Below are 18,866 nucleotides of genomic sequence, written 5' to 3'. Positions count from 1 at the left end.
TCTCACTCGGCCGGTTCGAGGTTGTCCTCGGGGATGCCCGCCTCCTGGCCGTCCTCGAAACTGATCGTGTAGTTCTCGTCGCCGAACATCGTCTCCGAGACGCGGGTGATCTCGCCGGTCTCGCCGTCGTACTCGCTGTGCTCGTCGTGGAGGATGACCTCGTCTCCTTTCTCGAAACTCATACTGAGAGATTCACGACCGGCAGGTAAAAATCGACTGCATTCCCCTCGAAGCTCAGGGCTCACCGACGAGGACGATCCGGAGGTCGTTGACGTTCGTTCCGGTCGGGCCGGTTTCGACGAGGGCATCGCGGTCGTCGAGATACGGGGACACGTCGTTCGCGTCGAGTGCGGCCTGTGCGGTGCCGTCCCCGTCGAGTGCCTCCGAATCGAGGATCGCACCCGCGGCGTCGGTCGGCCCGTCGATCCCGTCGGTGTCGACGGCGGCGACCACACCCGAGTCGAGAGCGCGCGCCGCGGCGAGCGTGAACTCCTGGTTGGGACCGCCGGTGCCGTCCCCGGAGACGGTGACGGTCGTCTCGCCGCCCGAGAGCATCGCGACCGGCGGTTCGAACGGCTCGCCGCTCGCGAGACACTGCGTCCCGATAGCGCCGTGAACGCCGCCCACCTCCTGGGCTTCCCCTTCGATCCCGGCGGCGAGAATCACCGGCCGGTACCCGTCCTCGCGAAGCGAGTCGGCCGCCGCGTCGAGCGCAGTCCGGTTGTCCGCGAGAATGTGTGTCTCGGTGCCCTCGAAGACCGGATCGTCCGGGCCAGGCGTCTCCGCGCGTTCGCCCCGTTCGCCCGCGGCGAGAGCCCCTTCGATCTCCTCGGGGATCGTTATGTCGTACCGGTCGATGACGTCGAGGGCGTCCGCGTACGTCGTCTCGTCCGGGCTGATGGGACCGCTCGCGATCACGTCCGTCCGGTTGCCGACCACGTCGCTGAACAGCAGTCCGACCGTCGTCGCGGGATCGAGCGTTCGCGCGAGTCGACCGCCCTTGATCGCCGAGAGATGCTTGCGGACGGCGTTGATCTCGTCGATCGTCGCTCCGGAGGCGATGAGGTCGTCCGTGAGGTCTCGGTAGGCTTCCAGGTCGATACCCTCGGCGGGGTTCGCGAGGAGCGCGCTCCCGCCGCCGGTGACGACGACGAGCGCGAGCGTCTCCGGTCCCGCGGCCTCGGCGCGGTCGAGGAGGCGCTCGGTTCCCGCGACGTTCGCCTCGGAAGGGAGGGGATGCGTCCCCTCGACGGTCTCGACTGTGTCGGTCTCGGCGGGGTCGTCCGTGACGACGACGCCGCCGTCGAGTCGATCACCGAGACGGGATTCGAGCGCGGCGGCGGCCGTTCCGGCGGCGTTTCCGCCCCCGAGGACGAGCACCTCGCTGTACTCCGCGAGCGGGTGCTCGGTCCCGTCGATCCCGAGCACGCCGTCGTCGACGGACAGCGACTCCTCGATAACCCGACGGGGGTGGGCCGCATCGATCCCGGCGACGATGGCTCGGCAGGCGTCGTCGTGGCGGGGGGAGCGAACGAGTGTGGCTCGGTTCGAGATCATACAGGACCGTCGCAGCGGGGACACATCAGTGTCGCGTTCGGACAGGGGAATCGCGTCCTTCTTGTACCCCCTGTTCGACGGTGTGGATATGTCCCTTCGGGTGGCCGACCGACTCGGGTTGGCCGACGTGATGACGCTGGCGAACGCGGCGGTCGGGATGGTGGCGATGGCCGCGGCGGCGCTGGGCGAGGTACGACTCGTCGCACAACTCATCCTGCTCGCGGCTGTCGCCGACGGACTGGACGGCATCATCGCCCGCACGCGCGGCGGCACTGCGGTCGGCCCGTATCTCGACTCGATGGCCGACATCGTTTCGTTCGGCACCGCCCCCGGGCTGTTCGTGTTCGTCGCCGCGAACGACGTGTGGGGGCCGCTCGGCTCCGAGCCACCGCTTTTCGCCGCCGCCGCGGGCGTCGCCGCGCTGTTCGTCGTCTTCTCGCTGGTCCGGACGGCGCTGTACACCGTCTACGTCGGTGAGGACGAGAACAGGCCCGGAATCCAGAACACGCTCGCCTCCTCCATTCTCGCTGCGGCGTATCTCGCCGGACTGACGCTGGTTCCGGGACTTCTGGCGGCGACTGTCGTCCTCTCGGTGCTGATGGTCGCTCCGGTCCCGTATCCGAAACTCGCCGCCCGGGACGCCCTCGCGATGGGCGTCGTCCAGATGGGCGCAATCGTCGCACCGACGGCCCTCCGGCGGGTCTTCCCCCGGGTGCTGTTGATCGCGGCGCTGGCCTATCTCACGCTCGCGCCGAGGTTCTACTGGGAGGAGTGATCGTTACGTCGCCTCGTTGTCATTGTCTTCGTCGGGGCCGTCTGCCCTGTCATCAGGTGCCGTACTCGTCGGAGTCCCTGGCGCGGCGAGTTGACCGTCACCCGGAAAGCTCGGCGGATCGTACTGATAAACAGTTTCCTCGAGCAGAACGACAAAGAGACCGCGGGACTCGTCGAGAATGACTCGACGGTTGCTATCGATTGCTACGTCGACTAATCCCTCCAGTGAATCAACGTCGATCCGTCTCGTAACGGTCTCGTCCACAGAGAGCGTTCCGCGTGTGATCCACTCATCGAAGGTCTGAGCGTCGGAGCGGAACGCAAGCCACTCCCGCTCAACGTCAGAGAGTGCCAGCGACCCAGTTAGGTGCAGCACGGCAAAGCCGACGAGACAGAGCAGTGAACCCGCGAGTAGGACCGGTCCACCGACCGAGCGGATCGGACCGTAACTCGCAGTCACGCGGTACTGTTCGGTCTGTTCGCCGTCCGCTCGTTCGGGCGTGGCACCCGTGACACTGTAGGTTTGGCCATTGGTGTCGATAGAAAACGTATACGTGCTCGTCTGTTCGACTGGGGCACCGTTCCGTTCACCTGTGAGGGTAAGACGTGTCCGAACAGTGAACTCCGTCTCGCCCGGCGTGCCGCCAAGTTGATTCTCGATGCTGGCCACCCGCTGCTGCTGTTCGGTCATGTTGATTGTGAACGGGACGACAAACTCCTCACCGGGGCCGAGTGACTGCTCGACCCCCGTCGCCAACTGGCGCTCCTCGCGCCAGAGTTCTACCTCTTCGTTGACCGAGCGGGTCACGAGTGTGACCGTGGCATTTGCCGAGAGTGTTCCGCTTTCGGATGCCTGATAGCCGTATACAAAGCGCCCGTCGAGTTCGGGAGCAACCGACCGCAGATAGACACTGCGGTCCGACAAGGTCTGATTCTCGGTGAAGACCGGCGTCTCAGTTTGGACCGTAGCCTCGTGCGTATACATCGCAGTCGAACTCCACGTCGCCGTCTCTCGCTGTTCGATTTCAGTCCCGGGACTGATGTGCGTGCTGTACGTTACGGCACCGCCGGCAAGGACGAGAACTGTAAGAGCAACGACGAACGCTGTCGTATTGTCGTGAAGGCGAAGACGTAGCTGTCCGAGCCACTTATTCATCGGTCCCATCACCTCTACGATCCTGTGTAGCACAATTTGAGTTCATGTTTATCACCACCACGACCCTCGTGACCGGGATCGATCTCTAAATCTACTTCCGCCGAGCAACCGGATGCCGATCAAGTAGAACGGGACTGCGACAACGGCATCGATGACGACAATCGGAACCCACGGATGGATTCGGTACAGTTGCTCGAGAACTGGCGAGGGGAGAACGCCAAGATAGCGGTACTGCTGGACGAATGCGCGATACGAACCGGTTTCCTCCGGTGCAGAAATCGTCACTGTCGCGTTCGCGGCCGATCGGCCGTCGAGATTGATCTGTCGCGGTTCTGTATCGATTCGTGTGCCGGCCGGTTCGAGAAAGACAACGGTAGGGAGGACGCCAGTATTCCGCACGGAGTAATTGAACGACTCATTTGTTCCCTGCTCGATGACCGTCGGCGAATCGCTCTCGAACTCCGCGCTGACGATACCGAACTCCTGTGACTCCGCAGGAACGACCATCGCCGCCGTGACGCCGGCGACGACGATTAGCGTCAGGAGGGCCACAAATTTGTGCGAACTGGTTCCCGTTTCCCGACTCAGATCTCGCTCCCGGTTCTTGTCGGACTCGAACCGACCTGCAGCCACGTACAGCACGACAGAAACCCCGAGCATGAGGTAGGCAATACCCTGTGTCCCGAGCAGGGCGCGCGTCCCGAGCGCCTGGGCGAGTCGGAGTTGAACCGAGTTAATCGTCGACTGGAGCCACATCACCGCCGTCCCGAGAAACGGGATCGTCAGCACAGAACCGCCGGGTTGCCACGCGACGGCACGGATCTGTGTCTCAGAAACGGGGGGTTCGTCGGCGTCCTGATCGGTGAAGGGGTTGTTGTCGCCCCGCGTGATGTACCCCTCCTCGGTCTCGTCAACGACCCGGTGGGTCGTCAGCCCGCCGCCCTGGATCTCCTCGGCCTCGAAGACGATGACATCGCCCTCGCTCACGTCGCCGGCCAGTTCCGGCGGGACTGCGATAAAGCCGTCACCCACGTCAATTGTTGGCTCCATGCTGTCGGTCGTGACGTAACTCAGCAGGACCGGTTGGCCGAGAAACTGACCGACTAACAGCGCGAGAACAACGACAACGAGTATGATCTGAGCGGCAACCCAGAGAGCGTGTCGAATTTTCATCAAGTCAGAGGTGAGTTCCTCGAGCCAACAGTGTCACCTGAGTCAGCGATCATAACGTGAGGCAGTCTATTTGTCTGGGCAGGGGTTATTGAGGTTCGGATTCGGATACTGATCGCTGTCGATTTCGACACAGACAATCGTGTTCTGGCTGCTTGCATGTTCATCGAGTTGGTTTTTAAGATTCATGTTGGGTCGGAAGCTCCCGGACTGACTCCTTTGGTTCCCGTCTCTATCCACGAATGTGACCGTCGCATTTCGACTCACGTCCGTCTTTAGCTGAGCACCACCGTTTCCGGAATACTTAATCAGTTCGCCGCCACTCTGGGAGTCGCGTTCGGCACACGTCACAGTGAACGACCGTTCGACACCCTCGCTGTCGCCGTCGGCCAGTGTCGCACTCACATCCTCACCCTTTACTGTGACTTCCGCGGTCACAGTTCCGCTGGCTCCGCGGTCACAGGAGGCAACTTCCGCCTCAATTGTTGCGGAGTGACCCGGCTCAACCCTCTCCGGAGTCGACGGATCTGTGAGGTTGATGCCCTCCTCGGACACGGACAGTCTTACATGCGTCACGCTGATATTCTGAGCGAATCGGTTTTTTATTTCAATAATGTCGACCCCCTGACCTGCCCTCACACCTTCCGGTTCGTGCGCTTCGTATCCGATGAACGCTTTGCTGTCGTTGGCGACGGCGACCGAGATACCGCGGTCGGCTGTCGTCGCGGTGAACCCGAACGTACCGGAGAGTAACAGCACTCCCGCGATGACCACGAGCACGACACTCGACATGCGAAGGGGATTCATGCGATCAGATTACTGTGTTGAGTGACTCGCCGTGTGATTTCGGATGTGGACCCAGTGCAGTCGGGCTACCACGTCTGAGTCTGATAGCACGACCGTACATAAATTTGCACGACTCTTCGCAGCCACATACATAAAATTTCGAATATCTTACCAGGGCTGATTGAAAGTGTTTTTTATGTTCCTATATTCTGGCCATACAGTAGCTGTCTTGGTTTATTGGCATATCCAATTCATTCAGGCGAATTTCAAAATTTCTTATATATATTGAGGGATTGAGTTCGGAGATCGTCGTTCAGGGGAGGTCAGATATTCAAGAACGTCCCGCAGTACTTCTGTCGTGGGGACAAGCCACTGGAGACCACCTGAGTGCCTGTCCGGATTCAGTCCCCCCTTGACACGCTCACGGAGAGTTTATACTTGTACTACTCTATCGCCGTCCTTCCGAGCGGATGTTCATAGGTGGCCTGAACTTGACGGCAGAACCGTTCGGACATACTCTATGGGTGCCTGTGACGTCTCAGTGGGAGACTGTGCGCGTTCAGGCAGGTACGGATATCGCTCCGGATTTGTTCAGGTGGATTGATACAATTGGGGTAGAGGGTATAGGTGGAGTTGGGTTCGCCGGTGCTGGTGACGCGGGCTGGCACGCGGCGAACAAACAACGGTGACGACAACTATGGAACGACGCAAGTTCTTGATCGGCGCAGGATCGCTCGCCGCCGGCGGGGCGGCTGCATTGGGAAGCGGCGCATTCACCAGCGTGCAAGCGGATCGCACGGTGTCCGTCTCCACGGCGGCAGACAACGATGCATTCCTGGCACTGGATCCGTCAAATTCGACGAATCAAGCGTACGCTAGCAATGCTGGTAGCGGTGCAGTTACAATCAATCTCGACAGTGATGCGGGCGTCGAGGGTACCGGCGTGAACAGGAACTCGACAACCCAAATCAACGACATTTTCAAGGTTCGAAACCAGGGAACTCAGCCTGTGGTCGTGTACGTCGACCCCTCCTCCATTGAGAATCCGACGACCTCCGATGGCTTCGGAATTGACCCACAGGCGTCCAACCGACCGAACGGCGACTATGTGAACACTTCCGGAATCAGTGGCGGTGTCGAAGACGATCAGATCTCCCTGACTGGGGTGTTTAGCAACCCTCCGTACGAGTACAGTGCGTATGTCTCCGATGCGGAACAGGGAACTGCTGACGCCACAGAGGAGTTCGTGCTGGAAGCTGGCGAGTCCTTCGATTTCGGCATATACGTCAACACTGCCGACTCGGATGTGAGCGTGTCCGAGACGATCCAACTCGTCGCTGATGCGACCGTCGTCCCCAGTAGTTACGATGGACAGGGAGAGTGACTCCCAGTAATCGACACAATCAGCTCCTGTCCTACACACGGAGGGACTGATCGACAAATACGGAGACATCCATGAACCGACGACAACTCATCATCGGCGCTGGGGCAGCGACAGTCGGTGCCGTATCGATACTCGGGTCCGGCGCGTTCACCAGCGTCAGCGCCGAGCGAAAGATCTCTATCTCCGTCGCGGACGACGACCGGGCGTTTCTCCGGATGGAGCCACTCGTCAAAGAGGGCATCGACGGAGAGGCCACCGGACGGTCGTCCACCAACGGTCGTCAAGTCGAATTCGAGATTCCGGGCGACGACAACGGCGAAAACTCCGCGGCCGGTGGCGTCGGACTCGACTCCGTCTACGAGTTCCACGACCTCCTGGAAGTCCACAATCAAGGCACGCAACCGGTCACGCTGTCGAGCACCTACGACGGCGACGCCTTCGCCGACCTCGCACTTGTTACCGACAGCGGCGTTCTCCGCGAGGATCCACCCGCACTCGGGGTCGGCGACAGCATCGCGGTCGGACTGCAGATCGATACGCACGGTTCTGATCCCGGCGAGTTCGAGGAAGAACTGACGATCGTCGCCGAGCGTGTTGGCGGGAATCGGGATTGAGTTGACCGGGTCGGCCTCACGTGGGACTCGAGCCTACGAAACGACGACGTTACATCATCGGCCTCGGGGCGGCGGCGGCAAGCGGTGCATCGGTGCTCGGATCGTGACTGGGTAGCGGCGACGATGCGCGTGCGATCAGTCTCGCAGAGTTCAATAGCAACGTAGGGAAGCCAACCCCTCGAGAGGGACAGCGCCAGCCACAGGTTGACGGTGGGATCGATACCGCCGCAGTCGAACTCGGCGTTGTCGCACGCGTCGACGTCGAACCCGTCGTCAACCCGCTCGGTAGGTCCGGCAGTTCTGTACTCACGGTCAGACAGTGACGATCAACGCGACCGCGAACGGGGGGAAGCTCGCGGACGTGTTGGCACCTGTGTACCCCTGACGAACGCAAGAGATTTTCGGGTGAGTTTACACGAATGTTAGCAACAGCTAACAGATATAATTCGGTAACGCTCTGTTGCATTATATTTATATTTTTATTACAATATATTTCGTGTTGCGGTTGTTTGTTTGTATAATAACTACACGTACACTAATTCGTGTGATTTTCATTTATGATTTTGATATTACTAGATTGATTTATGCTACAGACGACCGATGTCAGACATGTACAGGAGGATGAGTATCACCCAAGATCCTGCCACCCGCTCCGGCGAAGACGAGACGATGACACACGACGAGTGTTTCGAGCTACTGAGCAATCACCGGCGTCGATTTACGCTTCATCGCCTCCAACAGGCCGAAGACGGGATCGAACTGGGAGAGTTGGCCGAACAGGTCGCGGCGTGGGAGAACGAGATTCCACGAGAAGAGATATCCTACGACCAACGTAAACGAGTTTATACGTCCCTCCAGCAGGTCCACCTGCCCCGGATGGATGAGATGGGTGTCGTGGATTTCGACGACCGGGAAGGGACGGTGGCCATCGGGCCTGCAGCCGAAGAGGTTGAGGTGTATATGGAAGTCGTCAGCGGACGAGAGGTCCCGTGGAGTCTTTTTTACACTGCACTCGCACTCGTGAACATCGCCGTAGTCGGATTTGTCGCGCTCGAACTCCCGGTAGTTAGCGTACTGTCTGGGGTCGAGATAGCAGTGTTCGTCGCGACGACATTTCTGGCCACGTCGCTGGCGCATCTATATATCAGCAGAACTGAGATGCGGTTGGGTGCGAACGACGAACCCCCCGGCGCGAGTGGCTGAGTTACTGCTCAACAACCGTGACGTACACGAAGACCACAATGAACGCCAGCGAGTAGCCGAGTAAGTGAATATACACGTCAAGCACCCCCGAACGGGCAGTAACAACTGATCGGAACCCGACGAACGGATACGAGACGAGCAGCCCGAACCCGGCTCCGGCGAGTTCAGCGAATCCGAACCGGGTAAGCCCCGCGCGTATTCGGTTGTTTGACAGGTTCTCGGTGTTTGTTATCCAAAGTAAGACATACAGTGAGCCGAGCATGATCGACGCGGCAGCAATCTCCAAGCGCCACGCCCTGTCCGGAAGGGTGATCAGTGCGATGACACCGGTCAACAGGAGTGGGATCGCTGGGGCATACCGGATACTGGTGGACCCAATGAACCGTTGTCCGGCGTATAAAACCCACGCGACACAGAGGAACCCGAAAAATCCCGCGTTGATCCCCGAAAATCCCAAGATACTGCGATGACGCGGAAAAAGAAGTTGCATCACCGAAAGGACAATCGGGAAGAGCGTGAGTAACACCGTGAAAGTAATCCAGAACAGTTGTCGACGACCGCCGAGGAGACAGAGCAGATAAGTAATCGGTACGACGAGAAGATACACTGAGAGGTTTCCAAGAAGGTGGAACTGCTGTCGGTGGACGAAGTGTGAGCCATATGCTGCCTGAACAGTCGGGTTAGCTGTTTCGAAGACGAACGATTCCCGAATCGAGGGCGGAAGGAAGAAGATTCCGACAAGAAACAGTGGGATCGAGATGATTGCCGCAATATCGGCCAGGTGACTCGCCGCTGCCACCGCGTGCCAAAATCCACCGTCGTCGATGGCTGAACTCACTTTAGCCATATATTATCAGTATTTTTTAAATTCCATATTGAAGAAAAGTCGCACCAGTGCCGCTCCCACCGCGCCGCAGACCAGTCCCGAGACTAGAAGCAGAACCCACCTAATACTGCCAAGCGTGGTCTGAACGGTCTCCGGAGTTGTCCCGGGTGCGGTTACAGATCCAGTTTCCGCTCCGGTCACGACCGATTCGGAACCGTTGTCGCCCGGGCTGTGGTCGTCCGCGCTATCACCGAGGTCTAAAGCGATAGCGTTTGAAACGCCCGCAAATGGAACTTGTGTTATTATCCCAACAGTCGCATTCCGATCGTCCTCAACAGGTTCCGGCGGAGTCTCATTTGCGTTATTGGCGCTCCCGGAACCCGAGTCCCCGGAGTCTGTTTCGCCAGAATCTCTCTTGTCGGACTCGGTATTGTCGGAGTCTGTTTCGTTGGAATCTGTCCCGCTGGTATCACCCGAACCGGTCTCAGGGTCGTCAGCGGAGCCTCCTGTATCAGCAGGAACCTCCCCCGGGTTATCTGTCCGAGCCTCAGAGATGCTGATCACGACCTGGAACCCACCGATCTGTTCAAGTTCAGAGTCGATTTCGGTCGTATCGAGACGGAGTCCGAGTAGCACGCTTTCACCGCTCGTGAGGGTCACGCCAGCAGCCCTACTGTCGACCCGGTCTTCGGGATCCGAGCTACGATAGAAGTACCCATCAGAAACGGGAGTCTCCAACCAGACCGTCGCGGAGCCCGATCCAGTGTATGTTAACTCTATGAGACGGTCGAACGTAACAATCGCGTCATCATTGAGGCCGTGTCCCTCCGACCCAATGTCGACGCGAAGCTGTCCATCAGTGGTGTAGCTGGTATAAACCCCGTCGTGGACTCCAGTCTGAGAGAGACGAACGTCATCCGTCGTCGCCCGTTGTGCCGCCGGGGTGCCCGCCGTCGGAAACAGCAGTAAACAAAGGCTGAAAGAGACGCAGATCACGAGTGCGGATCGCCTCATACTCAGACGGCCCTTCGCGAAGAGTCACCGCCGATCGAGTTAGTATTAGGTTCCCTGATCCGTCTCTGGGAGCCCCAGACCCCCACTACAGCCGGTCCGGCAGGAGAGCTTCGATGTTTTCGACGGTCGCTTCGAGATAGGGATCGTCGATATCGTCGAGCTTCGTGTCCTCTCTGAGGCGGTTGAATTCCTCGCGCAATTCGTCGTACCGCTCGCTCTGTTCGAGTTGTTCGTACTCCAGTTTAGCCTCAAGCGTCGCCAGTTTCGAGCCAAGTTCGACGATCCGCTGGATTTGAGCGTCCAACTGGGTTCGTCTTCGTAACCGTTCGACTGTTTCCCGTAGGTCGTCTCCTGACACCGGTTTAACGAGGTACTCGTCAAACTCCATCGTGACAATATCGATATCCGGATCGACGGCTGTCACCATCACGACCCGACAGTCGATCGATCGTTCGCGAACTCGTTCGAGAACCTCGTCGCCGCTCATTCCCGGCATCCGCCGATCAAGTAATACAATATCAATTGTGTCATCCAGAAGCGCCAGTGCTTCCTCGCCTGACTGGGCGGTGCGAACAGTGTAGGTGTCGGCCAGATGTTGCCTGTACGTGTCCACCACCTCTGGTTCGTCGTCGACGATCAGGATACCAGAATCGGTCATCATCAAGCAGTAGGTTGCTAATCTATTATTACTTATTATACTCGTACGAAATTTCCAATAGTACTGTATGCTTGAACAATAAGAACTGAGATGTCACTACCAGACTGCACAGGGGAAAAGTGGGGGTAGGACCCCCAGCGTGTGACACTACGGAGCCAACTGGCTCCGTCGGTACGTACGGCACCAAGGGAAATAAGTATGCTGGACGGGTATCAGATCTGATTTTCGCCGGATTAGGCGAGCCGACGCGGGCCGAGATCGAGGTGGTTCGCGGAGCGGTGAGCCGCCCGGCCGGATCCGTCCGGAGTTGCTGATCGGCGACGGGGTGGCCCCGCAGCTATATACACGGTGAGAGTGAATTCACCAGTAGATGGCAATCCGCGACCTGCTCAGGGGGAACGTGCCCGACGAGCAACTCGAATCCGTCGGCGAGGAAACCGCCGACCGCCACGGCGAGTCCTTCGAGTGTGTTCGTCTACTCGACGCCGACAACTGGCTTTCGACCCCGGCGGTCGTCAACGAGCAGTTCTTCATCAAGATTATCAGCGGGCAAAATACCCTCGTTCACGGGCTGTTGACCACCGGTCGAAACGTCGGGGTGTTCGCCAGCGGTTCGGAGGGGTTCTTCCAGCGGTTCGGGACGCCGTCCGCGATGGCGGAACACGAACTCGAATCGACCCGAAAGATGCGCGAGCTGGGCGTCAACGTCCCCGAGCCGCTGGAAGCGTTCGAGCACGAGGGCTACGGGATCGTGGTGCTCGAATATCTGCCCGACTTCCAGACGCTTGACGAACTGGCCCCCGAAACCGTCGAATCGTTCGCCCCGGAACTGTTCGGTGCGCTTGCGCGTATGCACGAGGCGGAACTCGTCCACGGCGACCTCCGTGCCGAAAACGTGCTCGTCGCCGACGGAGAGCTGTATTTTATCGACGCGACGAAGGTCGACGCCGACGGCATCGCGGACGCCCGAGCCTACGATATCGCCTGCGCGCTCGCCGCGCTGGAACCGATCATCGGGGCCGGGCCGACCGTCAGCGTGGCGGCGGAGTACTACGACAGCGACGTGCTCGTCTCCGCGGAAGGATTCCTGGATTTCGTCAACATCCGCCCCGATCACAGTTTCGACACCCTCGCGATCAAGGGGGAACTGCACAAACGGGTAGAGTGACTCCCCGAGCGCACCCGTAGTGCTGAAGTGAGTAAACGGAATAGCCCCGCATATGACCGAGTTGGTGATCCGCGGACTCGGCTCGGAAGGACCGGGCGACATCGTCGGTGCGTTCGTCAACGAAGGCGGCGTCGACCCCGACGCGATCGGTGAGATCGAGGTCGACGGGTCGGAGGCGGTCGTCGAGGTCGGGGACGGCGCGGAACGGGTGATCGACCACCTGGACGGCGGCCGGATCGGTCGCTCCGAGGTCGAACTCGCGGTGCTCGACGAGCGAACCCGCGCCGTCCGGGAGTACGTCGAGGAGTACTCCGGGCTGGTCGAACGCGAGCGACAGGCCGAGATCGAACGCCACGAGCGCGAGATCCGGACCCTGTCGGCGCGCGAGCGCGAAGAGGCCGGCCGGGCGATTACGCGACTCTCCGGCCGGGAAGAAGGCGAGAGTCTCGCCGGTTACGAGATGAAATTCACCAGAAGTCACTCCGGCGAACCCCTCCCGGAGACGTCGATCAGCGTCGGCGATCTGGTCATGCTCTCGAAGCAGGACCCGACTCGCGACGACAACCCGACGGGGACGGTCACGCAGGTTACCAACTACTCGGTCACGGTCGCGTTCGACCAGCGCCCCCCCGGGTTTCTCTCGGGGACCGGCCTCCGGATGGACCTGTACGCCAACGACATCACCTTCCAGCGGATGCTCGACGCACTCGAGTCGCTCCCGACCGCGGAGGGGGCACTCGCCGACCTGCGGGACGTGATCGTCGGCCTCGAAGAGCCGGACGATCTCGCGCCGGTCGACAGGGAGGTCGACGACAGCCTGAACCAGTCCCAGCAGATGGCCGTCAGGCGGGCGCTCGCAACGGACGACCTCCATCTCATCCACGGCCCGCCGGGAACCGGCAAGACGACGACGGCGATCGAGGCGATCCGGCAGTCGGTCGAGCGCGGCGACTCGGTGCTGGCGACGGCACCGTCGAACACGGCCGTCGACAACCTCGTCGAGCGCCTGCACGAGAAAGGCGTCGACGTCGTTCGCGTGGGCAACCCCGCACGGGTGACGCCGGCGCTGCGGGACCGGACGCTCGACAGCCTGCTCGAAGACTCCGAGACCTACCAGCGCTCGCGGGACTGTCGCGAGGAGGCGTTCGAGTTGCTCGACCAGCAGGAGTATCTCACGGCGCCTTCGGGCCGGTGGCGGCGCGGCCTCTCCGACGAGCGAATCAGAGAACTGGCCGACCAGGGCCGCGGTTCGCGGGGCGTCCCGCCGGAGAGGATCGAGGAGATGGCGTCGTGGCTCGATCTGCAGGCCGAGGCCGACGAGTTGTTCGAGCGGGCCGACGAACTCGAGAATCAGGCGATCGAAGAGATCCTCGACGCGGCCGAGGTGGTCTGTGCGACCAACTCGACGGCCGGCTCCGACGTGCTCGCCGACCGGCGATTCGACACGCTCGTTATCGACGAGGCGACGCAGGCGACCGAGCCGTCCTGTCTCATCCCCATCGTTCGGTCGCGGCGGGTCATCATGGCGGGAGATCACAGACAGCTCCCGCCGACGGTCCAGAGCGAGCGAGCCGCGAGAGAGGGGTTGTCGGAGACGCTGTTCGAGCGGCTGGCCGACCAGTACGACTGCCGGTCGGTGCTGCGGACGCAGTACCGGATGCACGAGCGGATCATGGGCTTCTCCAGCGAGCGGTTCTACGACGGACAGATTCGGGCAGACGAATCGGTGGCCGAACACACGCTCCCCGATCTCGACACCGAGGTGTCCCCCGAGTACGAACCGATCGTCGATCCCGCGGCGCCGCTGGTCTACGTCGACACCCAGGGAGACGCCCCCGAACGCCAGCGGGCCGACTCGACATCCCGGGAGAACCCGGGCGAGGCGAGCCTGGTCGCCGACCTCGTCGCCGCGTACGTCGAGACCGGAATCGACCCGGCGGAGATCGCGGTCATCTCGCCGTACGACGACCAGACCGACCTGATCGAGGACGAACTCGACGCGCGGCTGTCGGCAACCGCGGATCTCGAAGTCGACACCGTAGACGGCTTTCAGGGCCGCGAAAAGGAGGTCGTCCTCGTGTCACTGGTGCGCTCGAACGACCGCGGGTCGGTCGGGTTCCTCGACGAACCGCGGCGGTTCAACGTCGCGCTGACCCGGGCGCGGCGCAAGGCAATCGTCGTCGGTGACTCCGAGACGGTCACCGCGGCGCCGGTCTACGAGGACTTCCCCGAATACGTCCGCGACCGGGGACGAGTCGTCCCGACGCAGTAGTGCCGGGAGCGGACGGGGAGATTGCCCCGGGACAGTGTGACTACTACTATATATCGGGCCTCGTAAGGAGGTGGTATGACAGAGCGAGATGTGTTTCTCTCCGTCGGCGCACAGCCGTCCTTAGACGCGATGGTCGAGCAGATCGAGTTCGCCGAGGAGCTCGGCTACGATACGGCCTGGGCACCCGAGACGTGGGGCCGCGACGCCGTGACGCTGCTCGCGACGGCCGCCCACCGGACCGACGAGATCGGTCTCGGGACGAGCATCCTCAACGCCTACTCCCGGTCGCCCTCGCTGCTGGGTCAGACCGCCGTGACACTGCAGGAGGCCAGCGACGGTCGGTTCCGCCTGGGCGTCGGCCCCAGCGGCCCCATCGTGATCGAGAACTGGCACGGCGTCGACTTCGGGAACCCGCTCCGGCGGACCCGCGAGACCGTCGAGATCATCAAGCAGGTGCTGTCGGGCGAGGAGGTCTCCTACGACGGCGAGTACTTCGATCTCGACGGGTTCCGGCTCCGCTGTGACCTGCCCGAGACGCTGCCGAAAGTCGACGCCGCGGGACTGGGGCCGAAGGCCGTCGAGATGTGCGGTCGCTTCGCCGACGGCTGGCACGCGACGACGTTCACCCACGACGGCCTGGCCGACCGGATGGAGGACCTCGAACGCGGTCTCGAACTCGGCGACCGCGACCCCGAGGAGTTCCGGACGACCGTCTCGGTGACCTGCTGTGCCCTGGAGGACAGCGAGCACGCCCGCGACATGGTCACCCAGCACGTCGCCTTCTACATCGGTGGGATGGGAACCTACTACCGGGACAGCCTCGCCCGACAGGGCTACGAAGAGCTCGCGCACACGATTCACGACGCCTGGCAGGACGGCGACCGGGAGCACGCACAGCAACTCGTCGAGGAGAACCTCCTGCCGCATATGAGCGTCGCGGGGACGCCCGAGGAGGCGCGCGAACAGCTCGCGGAGTACGAATCCATCGACGGCGTCGACGCCGTCTACACCTCTTACCCCCGCAGCGCGGACGTCGACGAGATCAAACAGACGATGGAAGCGCTCGCACCGGACCGCACCGAGTAACTGCCGCTGTCAGTCGCCGGCGGCACCCGCCGCGTCGGCGGTCTCGCGGTGCCGGCGGACGAACTGTGTGAAGTTCTCGAACAGCGCCTTCGTTCGGCAGGCGGCGGCGTAGTTCTCCTCGGTGATCCCGTCGAGGATGCGCTCGCGGCGTTGCTCGGAGAGTTGCTCTTTGCCCTCCGTGATCTTCCGGGCAGTCCGCATGTCGTACTCGGGGTGGAACTGGACGGCGAAGACTTGGCCGTCTCGGAAGGCGTGCACGCCGTAGTCGTTTTCCGCCAGCAACTCCGCGCCCGGCGGCAGCCGTTCGACGTAATCGGAGTGAGTCGTGAAGGCGGTAAACCGCTCGTCGATCCCCTCGAAGAGCAGGGAGTCGCCGCTGTGTTCGATCTCGCGGTAGCCGATCTCGTACTCGCCCATGTCGGCGACGCTGCCGCCGAGAACGTCAGCCAGAAGTTGGTGGCCGAAACAGACCCCGAGAGCGGGCATTCCCGTCTCGATCGCCTCGCCGACCCACCGTTCGAGGTCGCCGATCCACGGCTCGTCCCAGTAGACCGAGGCTCGCGAGCCAGTCACCACGCAGGCGTCGAACCCGAACCCCTCGGGGAAGTCCCCCTCGGTGACGTTGTACTCCACGAGGTCGGCGTCGATCTCCCGCCGGAAGTTCCGGCGGGTGTGGTCGCCGTCGTGGGCCGCGTTCAGCAACGCGATGCGCAGTCGGTTCATCGTGTGACCGTAGTCGGTGCGGACTGATAAGTACCGCACCGCTGGCGAGTTCTGCCGCGCTCGTTTACCCGGAGCGGTGGTCGTCGACGAACCCGTCGAGGCGGTCGGTCACCGCGCGAGCGTGCTCGACGTGAGCGAGGCGGCGGCCCTCGACGGGAACGAACTCCCCGCGGGGGAGATCCGCCGCGAGTTCGCGGCCGACAGCCGAGTCGACGACCGGATCGGCAAGCCCGTGGAACACGAGCGTCGGGACCGTCAGTTCGTACAGCGGGCCGGTCTCGAACCCCTCGACTGCGGCGATCTGTGCGGCCAGTCCGTCGCCGAGGGCGTCCTCCTCGCGGCGCCAGTCGACGACCTGCTCGAACGCGTCTGACTCCCGGAACGCGGGGGAGAACGCACCCGACAGCGAGTCGCGGACCGCCCCGGACCGCTCGCGGTCGTCCGGATCCGGGTACAGCGCCCGGAGTGCGTCGAGGTCGACGGCCGCGCCCCGCGGCGCGGTGCCGAAAAGCGCGAGCGACGCCGCACGGCCGTACTCCCGGGCGTACCGCAGAGCGATCATCCCGCCCAGCCCCGCACCGACGACGTGGACGCGCCGGGCCGAGTTGTCGGCAAGAACAGCCTCGAAGTCGGCGGCGAGTCGGTCGACGTCGTACGGTCCGGCGGGACTGTCAGAGCGACCCGTCCCGCGCAGATCCCACGCCAGCGTCTCGTACGGACCGGCGAGGGCGTCGTACTGCCAGGCCCACTGCCAGGCGCCGAAGCCACAGTCGCCCACGAAGGCGACCGTCTCGCCCTCGCCCGCTGTCTCGGAGTAGAGGTCGACGCCGTCCTCTGTGGTCGTGTACACAGGAGGGCGTTGGGGAGCGTGGCCAAATGTATGTTGGCACACCTGACCACAGAGTTACAACTGTGGGCACACCAAAGCAGACACGATGAACGAGCGGTACGAGAACGTGCTCCGATTCCTGCGTGCCCGCGGTGGAGATTCCCTCCGGACGGCGTTCAGCTACACCGACGACGAGTGGACGGCGCTGTACGTCAGAGAGGACGTCGACACGCCCGAACTCCGGCGGTGGCTCGCGACCTACATCGAAAACGTTCGCGAACACGATCCGGTGATGCCGACCGACGAGTACGAGAGACTGGGCGAGACGAAAGCGACCGTCGAGGTGCACAGCGAGGGCGTGTTGATCCACTTCTGGCTCGCGGACTCCGAGGGGTTCGTGATTTCGATGGGGTCGGACGTGGCGCAGAACCTCACCGAGTTCGTCGAGCAGTGCCAGCGGCGGCTCCACCGTCGAGAGGACGGGAGCCACAACTGACATGTGTCGCTGCGGCGTTGTGCTGGCGTACATGAGCGAAGACACTGCGACGCTCACGTCGTCGTACACGGAGATGACGGAGATGTTGCTGCCGAACGACACGAACGCCCTGGGACGGGCCCTCGGCGGGGCGGTGTTGCACTGGATGGACATCTGCGGTGCCATCGCCTCGCTGCGGTTCAGCAACCAGTCGGTCGTGACCGCCTCGATGGATCACGTCGATTTCAAGGGGCCGATCGACCTCGGCGAGATCGCCGTCATCGAGGCGTACGTCTACGACACCGGCCGGACGAGCATCAACGTCAAAGTCGACGTTCGGGCCGAGAACCCGCAGGAGAACGAGACCCGGGAGACGACCTCGTCGTTTCTCACCTTCGTCGCAATCGACGAGGACGGGACACCGACGGAGGTGCCCGAGTTGGTCTGTGAGACCGAAAACGAACAGGCGCTCAGAGAGCGGGCCAAGAGCAGACGCAAGGAGGAACTCGAAGCGCTCGTCGAGCGGTTGGAGTGAGTCAGTCCCAGTACTCGGTCTCGGCGTCCGTCGGGAAATACCCCTCGAACGTCCGTTCGTCGCGACCGCCGGGCGGCGATCCGACGTAGACGCCGAACATCTCCTTGTCGGGATACAGCGTCACGTCCGGTTCGTTCATCGTCGAGACGGCCAGATATCGGAGCGGTTCGTCGGTGTCGTTGATGACGCGATGGCCGCCCGACTCGTCGGCCGGAAAGGAGACGAACACGCCCTCGCTCACCGACCGCGTGCCGTCGGGCGTGCGAACCTGCCCCGCTCCCGCGAGGACGTAGATGGCTTCCTCGTTGGCCGTGTGGTAGTGATACGGCCACGATTTCTCTCCGGGGGGCAGTTCGTAGAGGCTACAGCCCAGTTGGTCGGTCCCGGCAGCGTCGCCTAACTCCTTGCGACGGAAGGTGGTCTCGTCTTCGTCGTACTCCGTCCAGTCGAGCTCTGATTCGTCGACCTGCATGCGCTACTGATCGAGTGAGAATCACAAAGTAATTCCGCCGACGGTGGACAGCCCCGACGACGTGATTCGTGTGAGACGAGTCAGTCGGGAATCGAGCCGCGGCGTCGCCGCTCGCTCTCGGAGCCGCGGTGTCGTTTCCGAAGGTATTTTGCCCTCGGTTGTCT

The 18,866-nt window shown here is 62.1% G+C and carries 20 protein-coding genes; 9 read left to right on the top strand and 11 right to left on the bottom strand.

Going from position 1 to position 18,866, the window contains the following annotated elements:
- Positions 1 to 2: 2 nt before the first annotated feature.
- Both GRX03_RS03915 and GRX03_RS03910 read right to left on the bottom strand, forming a co-directional pair.
- A complete protein-coding gene (locus GRX03_RS03915; RefSeq protein ID WP_159762853.1) occupies positions 3 to 182 on the bottom strand; it encodes a DUF1918 domain-containing protein in 180 nt (59 codons plus the stop codon).
- Between the two features lie 52 nt (positions 183 to 234).
- Positions 235 to 1,557 carry a glycerate kinase type-2 family protein gene (locus tag GRX03_RS03910; RefSeq protein WP_159762852.1) on the bottom strand — a complete coding sequence of 441 codons (1,323 nt, stop codon included), beginning with the start codon at positions 1,555 to 1,557 and terminating at the stop codon, positions 235 to 237.
- A gap of 88 nt (positions 1,558 to 1,645) precedes the next feature.
- Here GRX03_RS03910 and GRX03_RS03905 point away from each other — a divergent pair, with 88 nt between their 5' ends.
- On the top strand, positions 1,646 to 2,332 hold the full coding sequence (locus GRX03_RS03905; RefSeq protein WP_159762851.1) for a protein sorting system archaetidylserine synthase: 687 nt from the start codon (positions 1,646 to 1,648) through the stop codon (positions 2,330 to 2,332).
- Between the two features lie 3 nt (positions 2,333 to 2,335).
- On the opposite strand, the gene GRX03_RS03900 is transcribed toward GRX03_RS03905, so the two are convergent.
- The 3 genes from GRX03_RS03900 to GRX03_RS03890 form a co-directional block, all read right to left on the bottom strand.
- Entirely contained in the window at positions 2,336 to 3,496 is a 1,161-nt protein-coding gene (locus tag GRX03_RS03900) for a DUF5305 domain-containing protein (RefSeq protein WP_159762850.1), read from the bottom strand.
- A 42-nt stretch (positions 3,497 to 3,538) separates the two neighbouring features.
- Entirely contained in the window at positions 3,539 to 4,660 is a 1,122-nt protein-coding gene (locus GRX03_RS03895) for a signal peptidase I (RefSeq protein WP_159762849.1), read from the bottom strand.
- A 66-nt stretch (positions 4,661 to 4,726) separates the two neighbouring features.
- Positions 4,727 to 5,449 carry a hypothetical protein gene (locus GRX03_RS03890; RefSeq protein WP_159762848.1) on the bottom strand — a complete coding sequence of 241 codons (723 nt, stop codon included), beginning with the start codon at positions 5,447 to 5,449 and terminating at the stop codon, positions 4,727 to 4,729.
- A 691-nt stretch (positions 5,450 to 6,140) separates the two neighbouring features.
- Here GRX03_RS03890 and GRX03_RS03885 point away from each other — a divergent pair.
- The 3 genes from GRX03_RS03885 (at position 6,141) to GRX03_RS03875 (ending at position 8,644) form a co-directional block, all read left to right on the top strand.
- Positions 6,141 to 6,827 (top strand): hypothetical protein, encoded by a 687-nt coding sequence (locus GRX03_RS03885; protein WP_159762847.1) that lies wholly within the window; start codon positions 6,141 to 6,143, stop codon positions 6,825 to 6,827.
- A gap of 71 nt (positions 6,828 to 6,898) precedes the next feature.
- A complete protein-coding gene (locus tag GRX03_RS03880; protein ID WP_159762846.1) occupies positions 6,899 to 7,441 on the top strand; it encodes a hypothetical protein in 543 nt (180 codons plus the stop codon).
- Between the two features lie 600 nt (positions 7,442 to 8,041).
- The gene (locus tag GRX03_RS03875; RefSeq protein ID WP_159762845.1) at positions 8,042 to 8,644 is read left to right on the top strand and encodes a DUF7344 domain-containing protein; all 603 of its coding nucleotides are present in this window, start codon (positions 8,042 to 8,044) and stop codon (positions 8,642 to 8,644) included.
- 1 nt (position 8,645) lies between these two features.
- Here GRX03_RS03875 and GRX03_RS03870 read toward each other — a convergent pair whose 3' ends face one another.
- From GRX03_RS03870 to GRX03_RS03860, 3 genes are all read right to left on the bottom strand, one after another.
- Positions 8,646 to 9,482 carry a hypothetical protein gene (locus GRX03_RS03870; RefSeq protein ID WP_159762844.1) on the bottom strand — a complete coding sequence of 279 codons (837 nt, stop codon included), beginning with the start codon at positions 9,480 to 9,482 and terminating at the stop codon, positions 8,646 to 8,648.
- 15 nt (positions 9,483 to 9,497) lie between these two features.
- Entirely contained in the window at positions 9,498 to 10,484 is a 987-nt protein-coding gene (locus tag GRX03_RS03865) for a hypothetical protein (protein WP_159762843.1), read from the bottom strand.
- Between the two features lie 85 nt (positions 10,485 to 10,569).
- Positions 10,570 to 11,142, bottom strand: a complete 573-nt coding sequence (locus GRX03_RS03860; protein ID WP_159762842.1) for a response regulator — start codon at positions 11,140 to 11,142, stop codon at positions 10,570 to 10,572.
- A gap of 370 nt (positions 11,143 to 11,512) precedes the next feature.
- On the opposite strand from GRX03_RS03860, the gene GRX03_RS03855 reads away from it, so the two are divergent.
- The 3 genes from GRX03_RS03855 (at position 11,513) to GRX03_RS03845 (ending at position 15,668) form a co-directional block, all read left to right on the top strand.
- Positions 11,513 to 12,310: an RIO1 family regulatory kinase/ATPase domain-containing protein gene (locus tag GRX03_RS03855; protein WP_159762841.1), complete on the top strand. Its 798-nt coding sequence runs from the start codon at positions 11,513 to 11,515 to the stop codon at positions 12,308 to 12,310.
- A gap of 52 nt (positions 12,311 to 12,362) precedes the next feature.
- Positions 12,363 to 14,582 carry an IGHMBP2 family helicase gene (locus GRX03_RS03850; protein WP_159762840.1) on the top strand — a complete coding sequence of 740 codons (2,220 nt, stop codon included), beginning with the start codon at positions 12,363 to 12,365 and terminating at the stop codon, positions 14,580 to 14,582.
- Between the two features lie 75 nt (positions 14,583 to 14,657).
- Complete coding sequence (locus GRX03_RS03845; protein WP_159762839.1) at positions 14,658 to 15,668, top strand: TIGR04024 family LLM class F420-dependent oxidoreductase; 1,011 nt, start codon at positions 14,658 to 14,660, stop codon at positions 15,666 to 15,668.
- Between the two features lie 9 nt (positions 15,669 to 15,677).
- Here GRX03_RS03845 and GRX03_RS03840 read toward each other — a convergent pair whose 3' ends face one another.
- The gene (locus tag GRX03_RS03840; protein ID WP_159762838.1) at positions 15,678 to 16,391 is read right to left on the bottom strand and encodes a type 1 glutamine amidotransferase; all 714 of its coding nucleotides are present in this window, start codon (positions 16,389 to 16,391) and stop codon (positions 15,678 to 15,680) included.
- Between the two features lie 64 nt (positions 16,392 to 16,455).
- Positions 16,456 to 17,241: an alpha/beta fold hydrolase gene (locus GRX03_RS03835; RefSeq protein WP_368277946.1), complete on the bottom strand. Its 786-nt coding sequence runs from the start codon at positions 17,239 to 17,241 to the stop codon at positions 16,456 to 16,458.
- Between the two features lie 85 nt (positions 17,242 to 17,326).
- Here GRX03_RS03835 and GRX03_RS03830 point away from each other — a divergent pair, with 85 nt between their 5' ends.
- Both GRX03_RS03830 and GRX03_RS03825 read left to right on the top strand, forming a co-directional pair.
- Positions 17,327 to 17,716, top strand: a complete 390-nt coding sequence (locus tag GRX03_RS03830; RefSeq protein ID WP_159762837.1) for a DUF7522 family protein — start codon at positions 17,327 to 17,329, stop codon at positions 17,714 to 17,716.
- Positions 17,717 to 17,747: 31 nt separating this feature from the next.
- Positions 17,748 to 18,230 (top strand): acyl-CoA thioesterase, encoded by a 483-nt coding sequence (locus GRX03_RS03825; protein ID WP_159762836.1) that lies wholly within the window; start codon positions 17,748 to 17,750, stop codon positions 18,228 to 18,230.
- A gap of 1 nt (position 18,231) precedes the next feature.
- Here the strand turns inward: GRX03_RS03825 and GRX03_RS03820 are convergent, their stop codons facing one another.
- Positions 18,232 to 18,702, bottom strand: a complete 471-nt coding sequence (locus GRX03_RS03820) for a cupin domain-containing protein (protein WP_159762835.1) — start codon at positions 18,700 to 18,702, stop codon at positions 18,232 to 18,234.
- Between the last annotated feature and the right edge of the window lie 164 nt (positions 18,703 to 18,866).

Origin of the sequence: Halovenus carboxidivorans (genome assembly GCF_009831575.1) — an archaeon.
Classification (GTDB): domain Archaea; phylum Halobacteriota; class Halobacteria; order Halobacteriales; family Haloarculaceae; genus Halovenus; species Halovenus carboxidivorans.
The sequence above is the reverse complement of the archived record's forward strand: the minus strand, read 5'-3'. Positions and strand labels throughout refer to the sequence as shown.

Bases quoted from the DNA above. Each gene is read 5' to 3' on its own strand.
- GRX03_RS03915 (WP_159762853.1), bottom strand. From the start codon at position 182: ATGAGTTTCGAGAAAGGAGACGAGGTCATCCTCCACGACGAGCACAGC.
- GRX03_RS03910 (WP_159762852.1), bottom strand. From the start codon at position 1,557: ATGATCTCGAACCGAGCCACACTCGTTCGCTCCCCCCGCCACGACGAC.
- GRX03_RS03905 (WP_159762851.1), top strand. From the start codon at position 1,646: ATGTCCCTTCGGGTGGCCGACCGACTCGGGTTGGCCGACGTGATGACG.
- GRX03_RS03900 (WP_159762850.1), bottom strand. From the start codon at position 3,496: ATGGGACCGATGAATAAGTGGCTCGGACAGCTACGTCTTCGCCTTCAC.
- GRX03_RS03895 (WP_159762849.1), bottom strand. From the start codon at position 4,660: ATGAAAATTCGACACGCTCTCTGGGTTGCCGCTCAGATCATACTCGTT.
- GRX03_RS03890 (WP_159762848.1), bottom strand. From the start codon at position 5,449: ATGTCGAGTGTCGTGCTCGTGGTCATCGCGGGAGTGCTGTTACTCTCC.
- GRX03_RS03885 (WP_159762847.1), top strand. From the start codon at position 6,141: ATGGAACGACGCAAGTTCTTGATCGGCGCAGGATCGCTCGCCGCCGGC.
- GRX03_RS03880 (WP_159762846.1), top strand. From the start codon at position 6,899: ATGAACCGACGACAACTCATCATCGGCGCTGGGGCAGCGACAGTCGGT.
- GRX03_RS03875 (WP_159762845.1), top strand. From the start codon at position 8,042: ATGTCAGACATGTACAGGAGGATGAGTATCACCCAAGATCCTGCCACC.
- GRX03_RS03865 (WP_159762843.1), bottom strand. From the start codon at position 10,484: ATGAGGCGATCCGCACTCGTGATCTGCGTCTCTTTCAGCCTTTGTTTA.
- GRX03_RS03860 (WP_159762842.1), bottom strand. From the start codon at position 11,142: ATGACCGATTCTGGTATCCTGATCGTCGACGACGAACCAGAGGTGGTG.
- GRX03_RS03855 (WP_159762841.1), top strand. From the start codon at position 11,513: ATGGCAATCCGCGACCTGCTCAGGGGGAACGTGCCCGACGAGCAACTC.
- GRX03_RS03850 (WP_159762840.1), top strand. From the start codon at position 12,363: ATGACCGAGTTGGTGATCCGCGGACTCGGCTCGGAAGGACCGGGCGAC.
- GRX03_RS03845 (WP_159762839.1), top strand. From the start codon at position 14,658: ATGACAGAGCGAGATGTGTTTCTCTCCGTCGGCGCACAGCCGTCCTTA.
- GRX03_RS03840 (WP_159762838.1), bottom strand. From the start codon at position 16,391: ATGAACCGACTGCGCATCGCGTTGCTGAACGCGGCCCACGACGGCGAC.
- GRX03_RS03830 (WP_159762837.1), top strand. From the start codon at position 17,327: ATGAACGAGCGGTACGAGAACGTGCTCCGATTCCTGCGTGCCCGCGGT.
- GRX03_RS03825 (WP_159762836.1), top strand. From the start codon at position 17,748: ATGAGCGAAGACACTGCGACGCTCACGTCGTCGTACACGGAGATGACG.
- GRX03_RS03820 (WP_159762835.1), bottom strand. From the start codon at position 18,702: ATGCAGGTCGACGAATCAGAGCTCGACTGGACGGAGTACGACGAAGAC.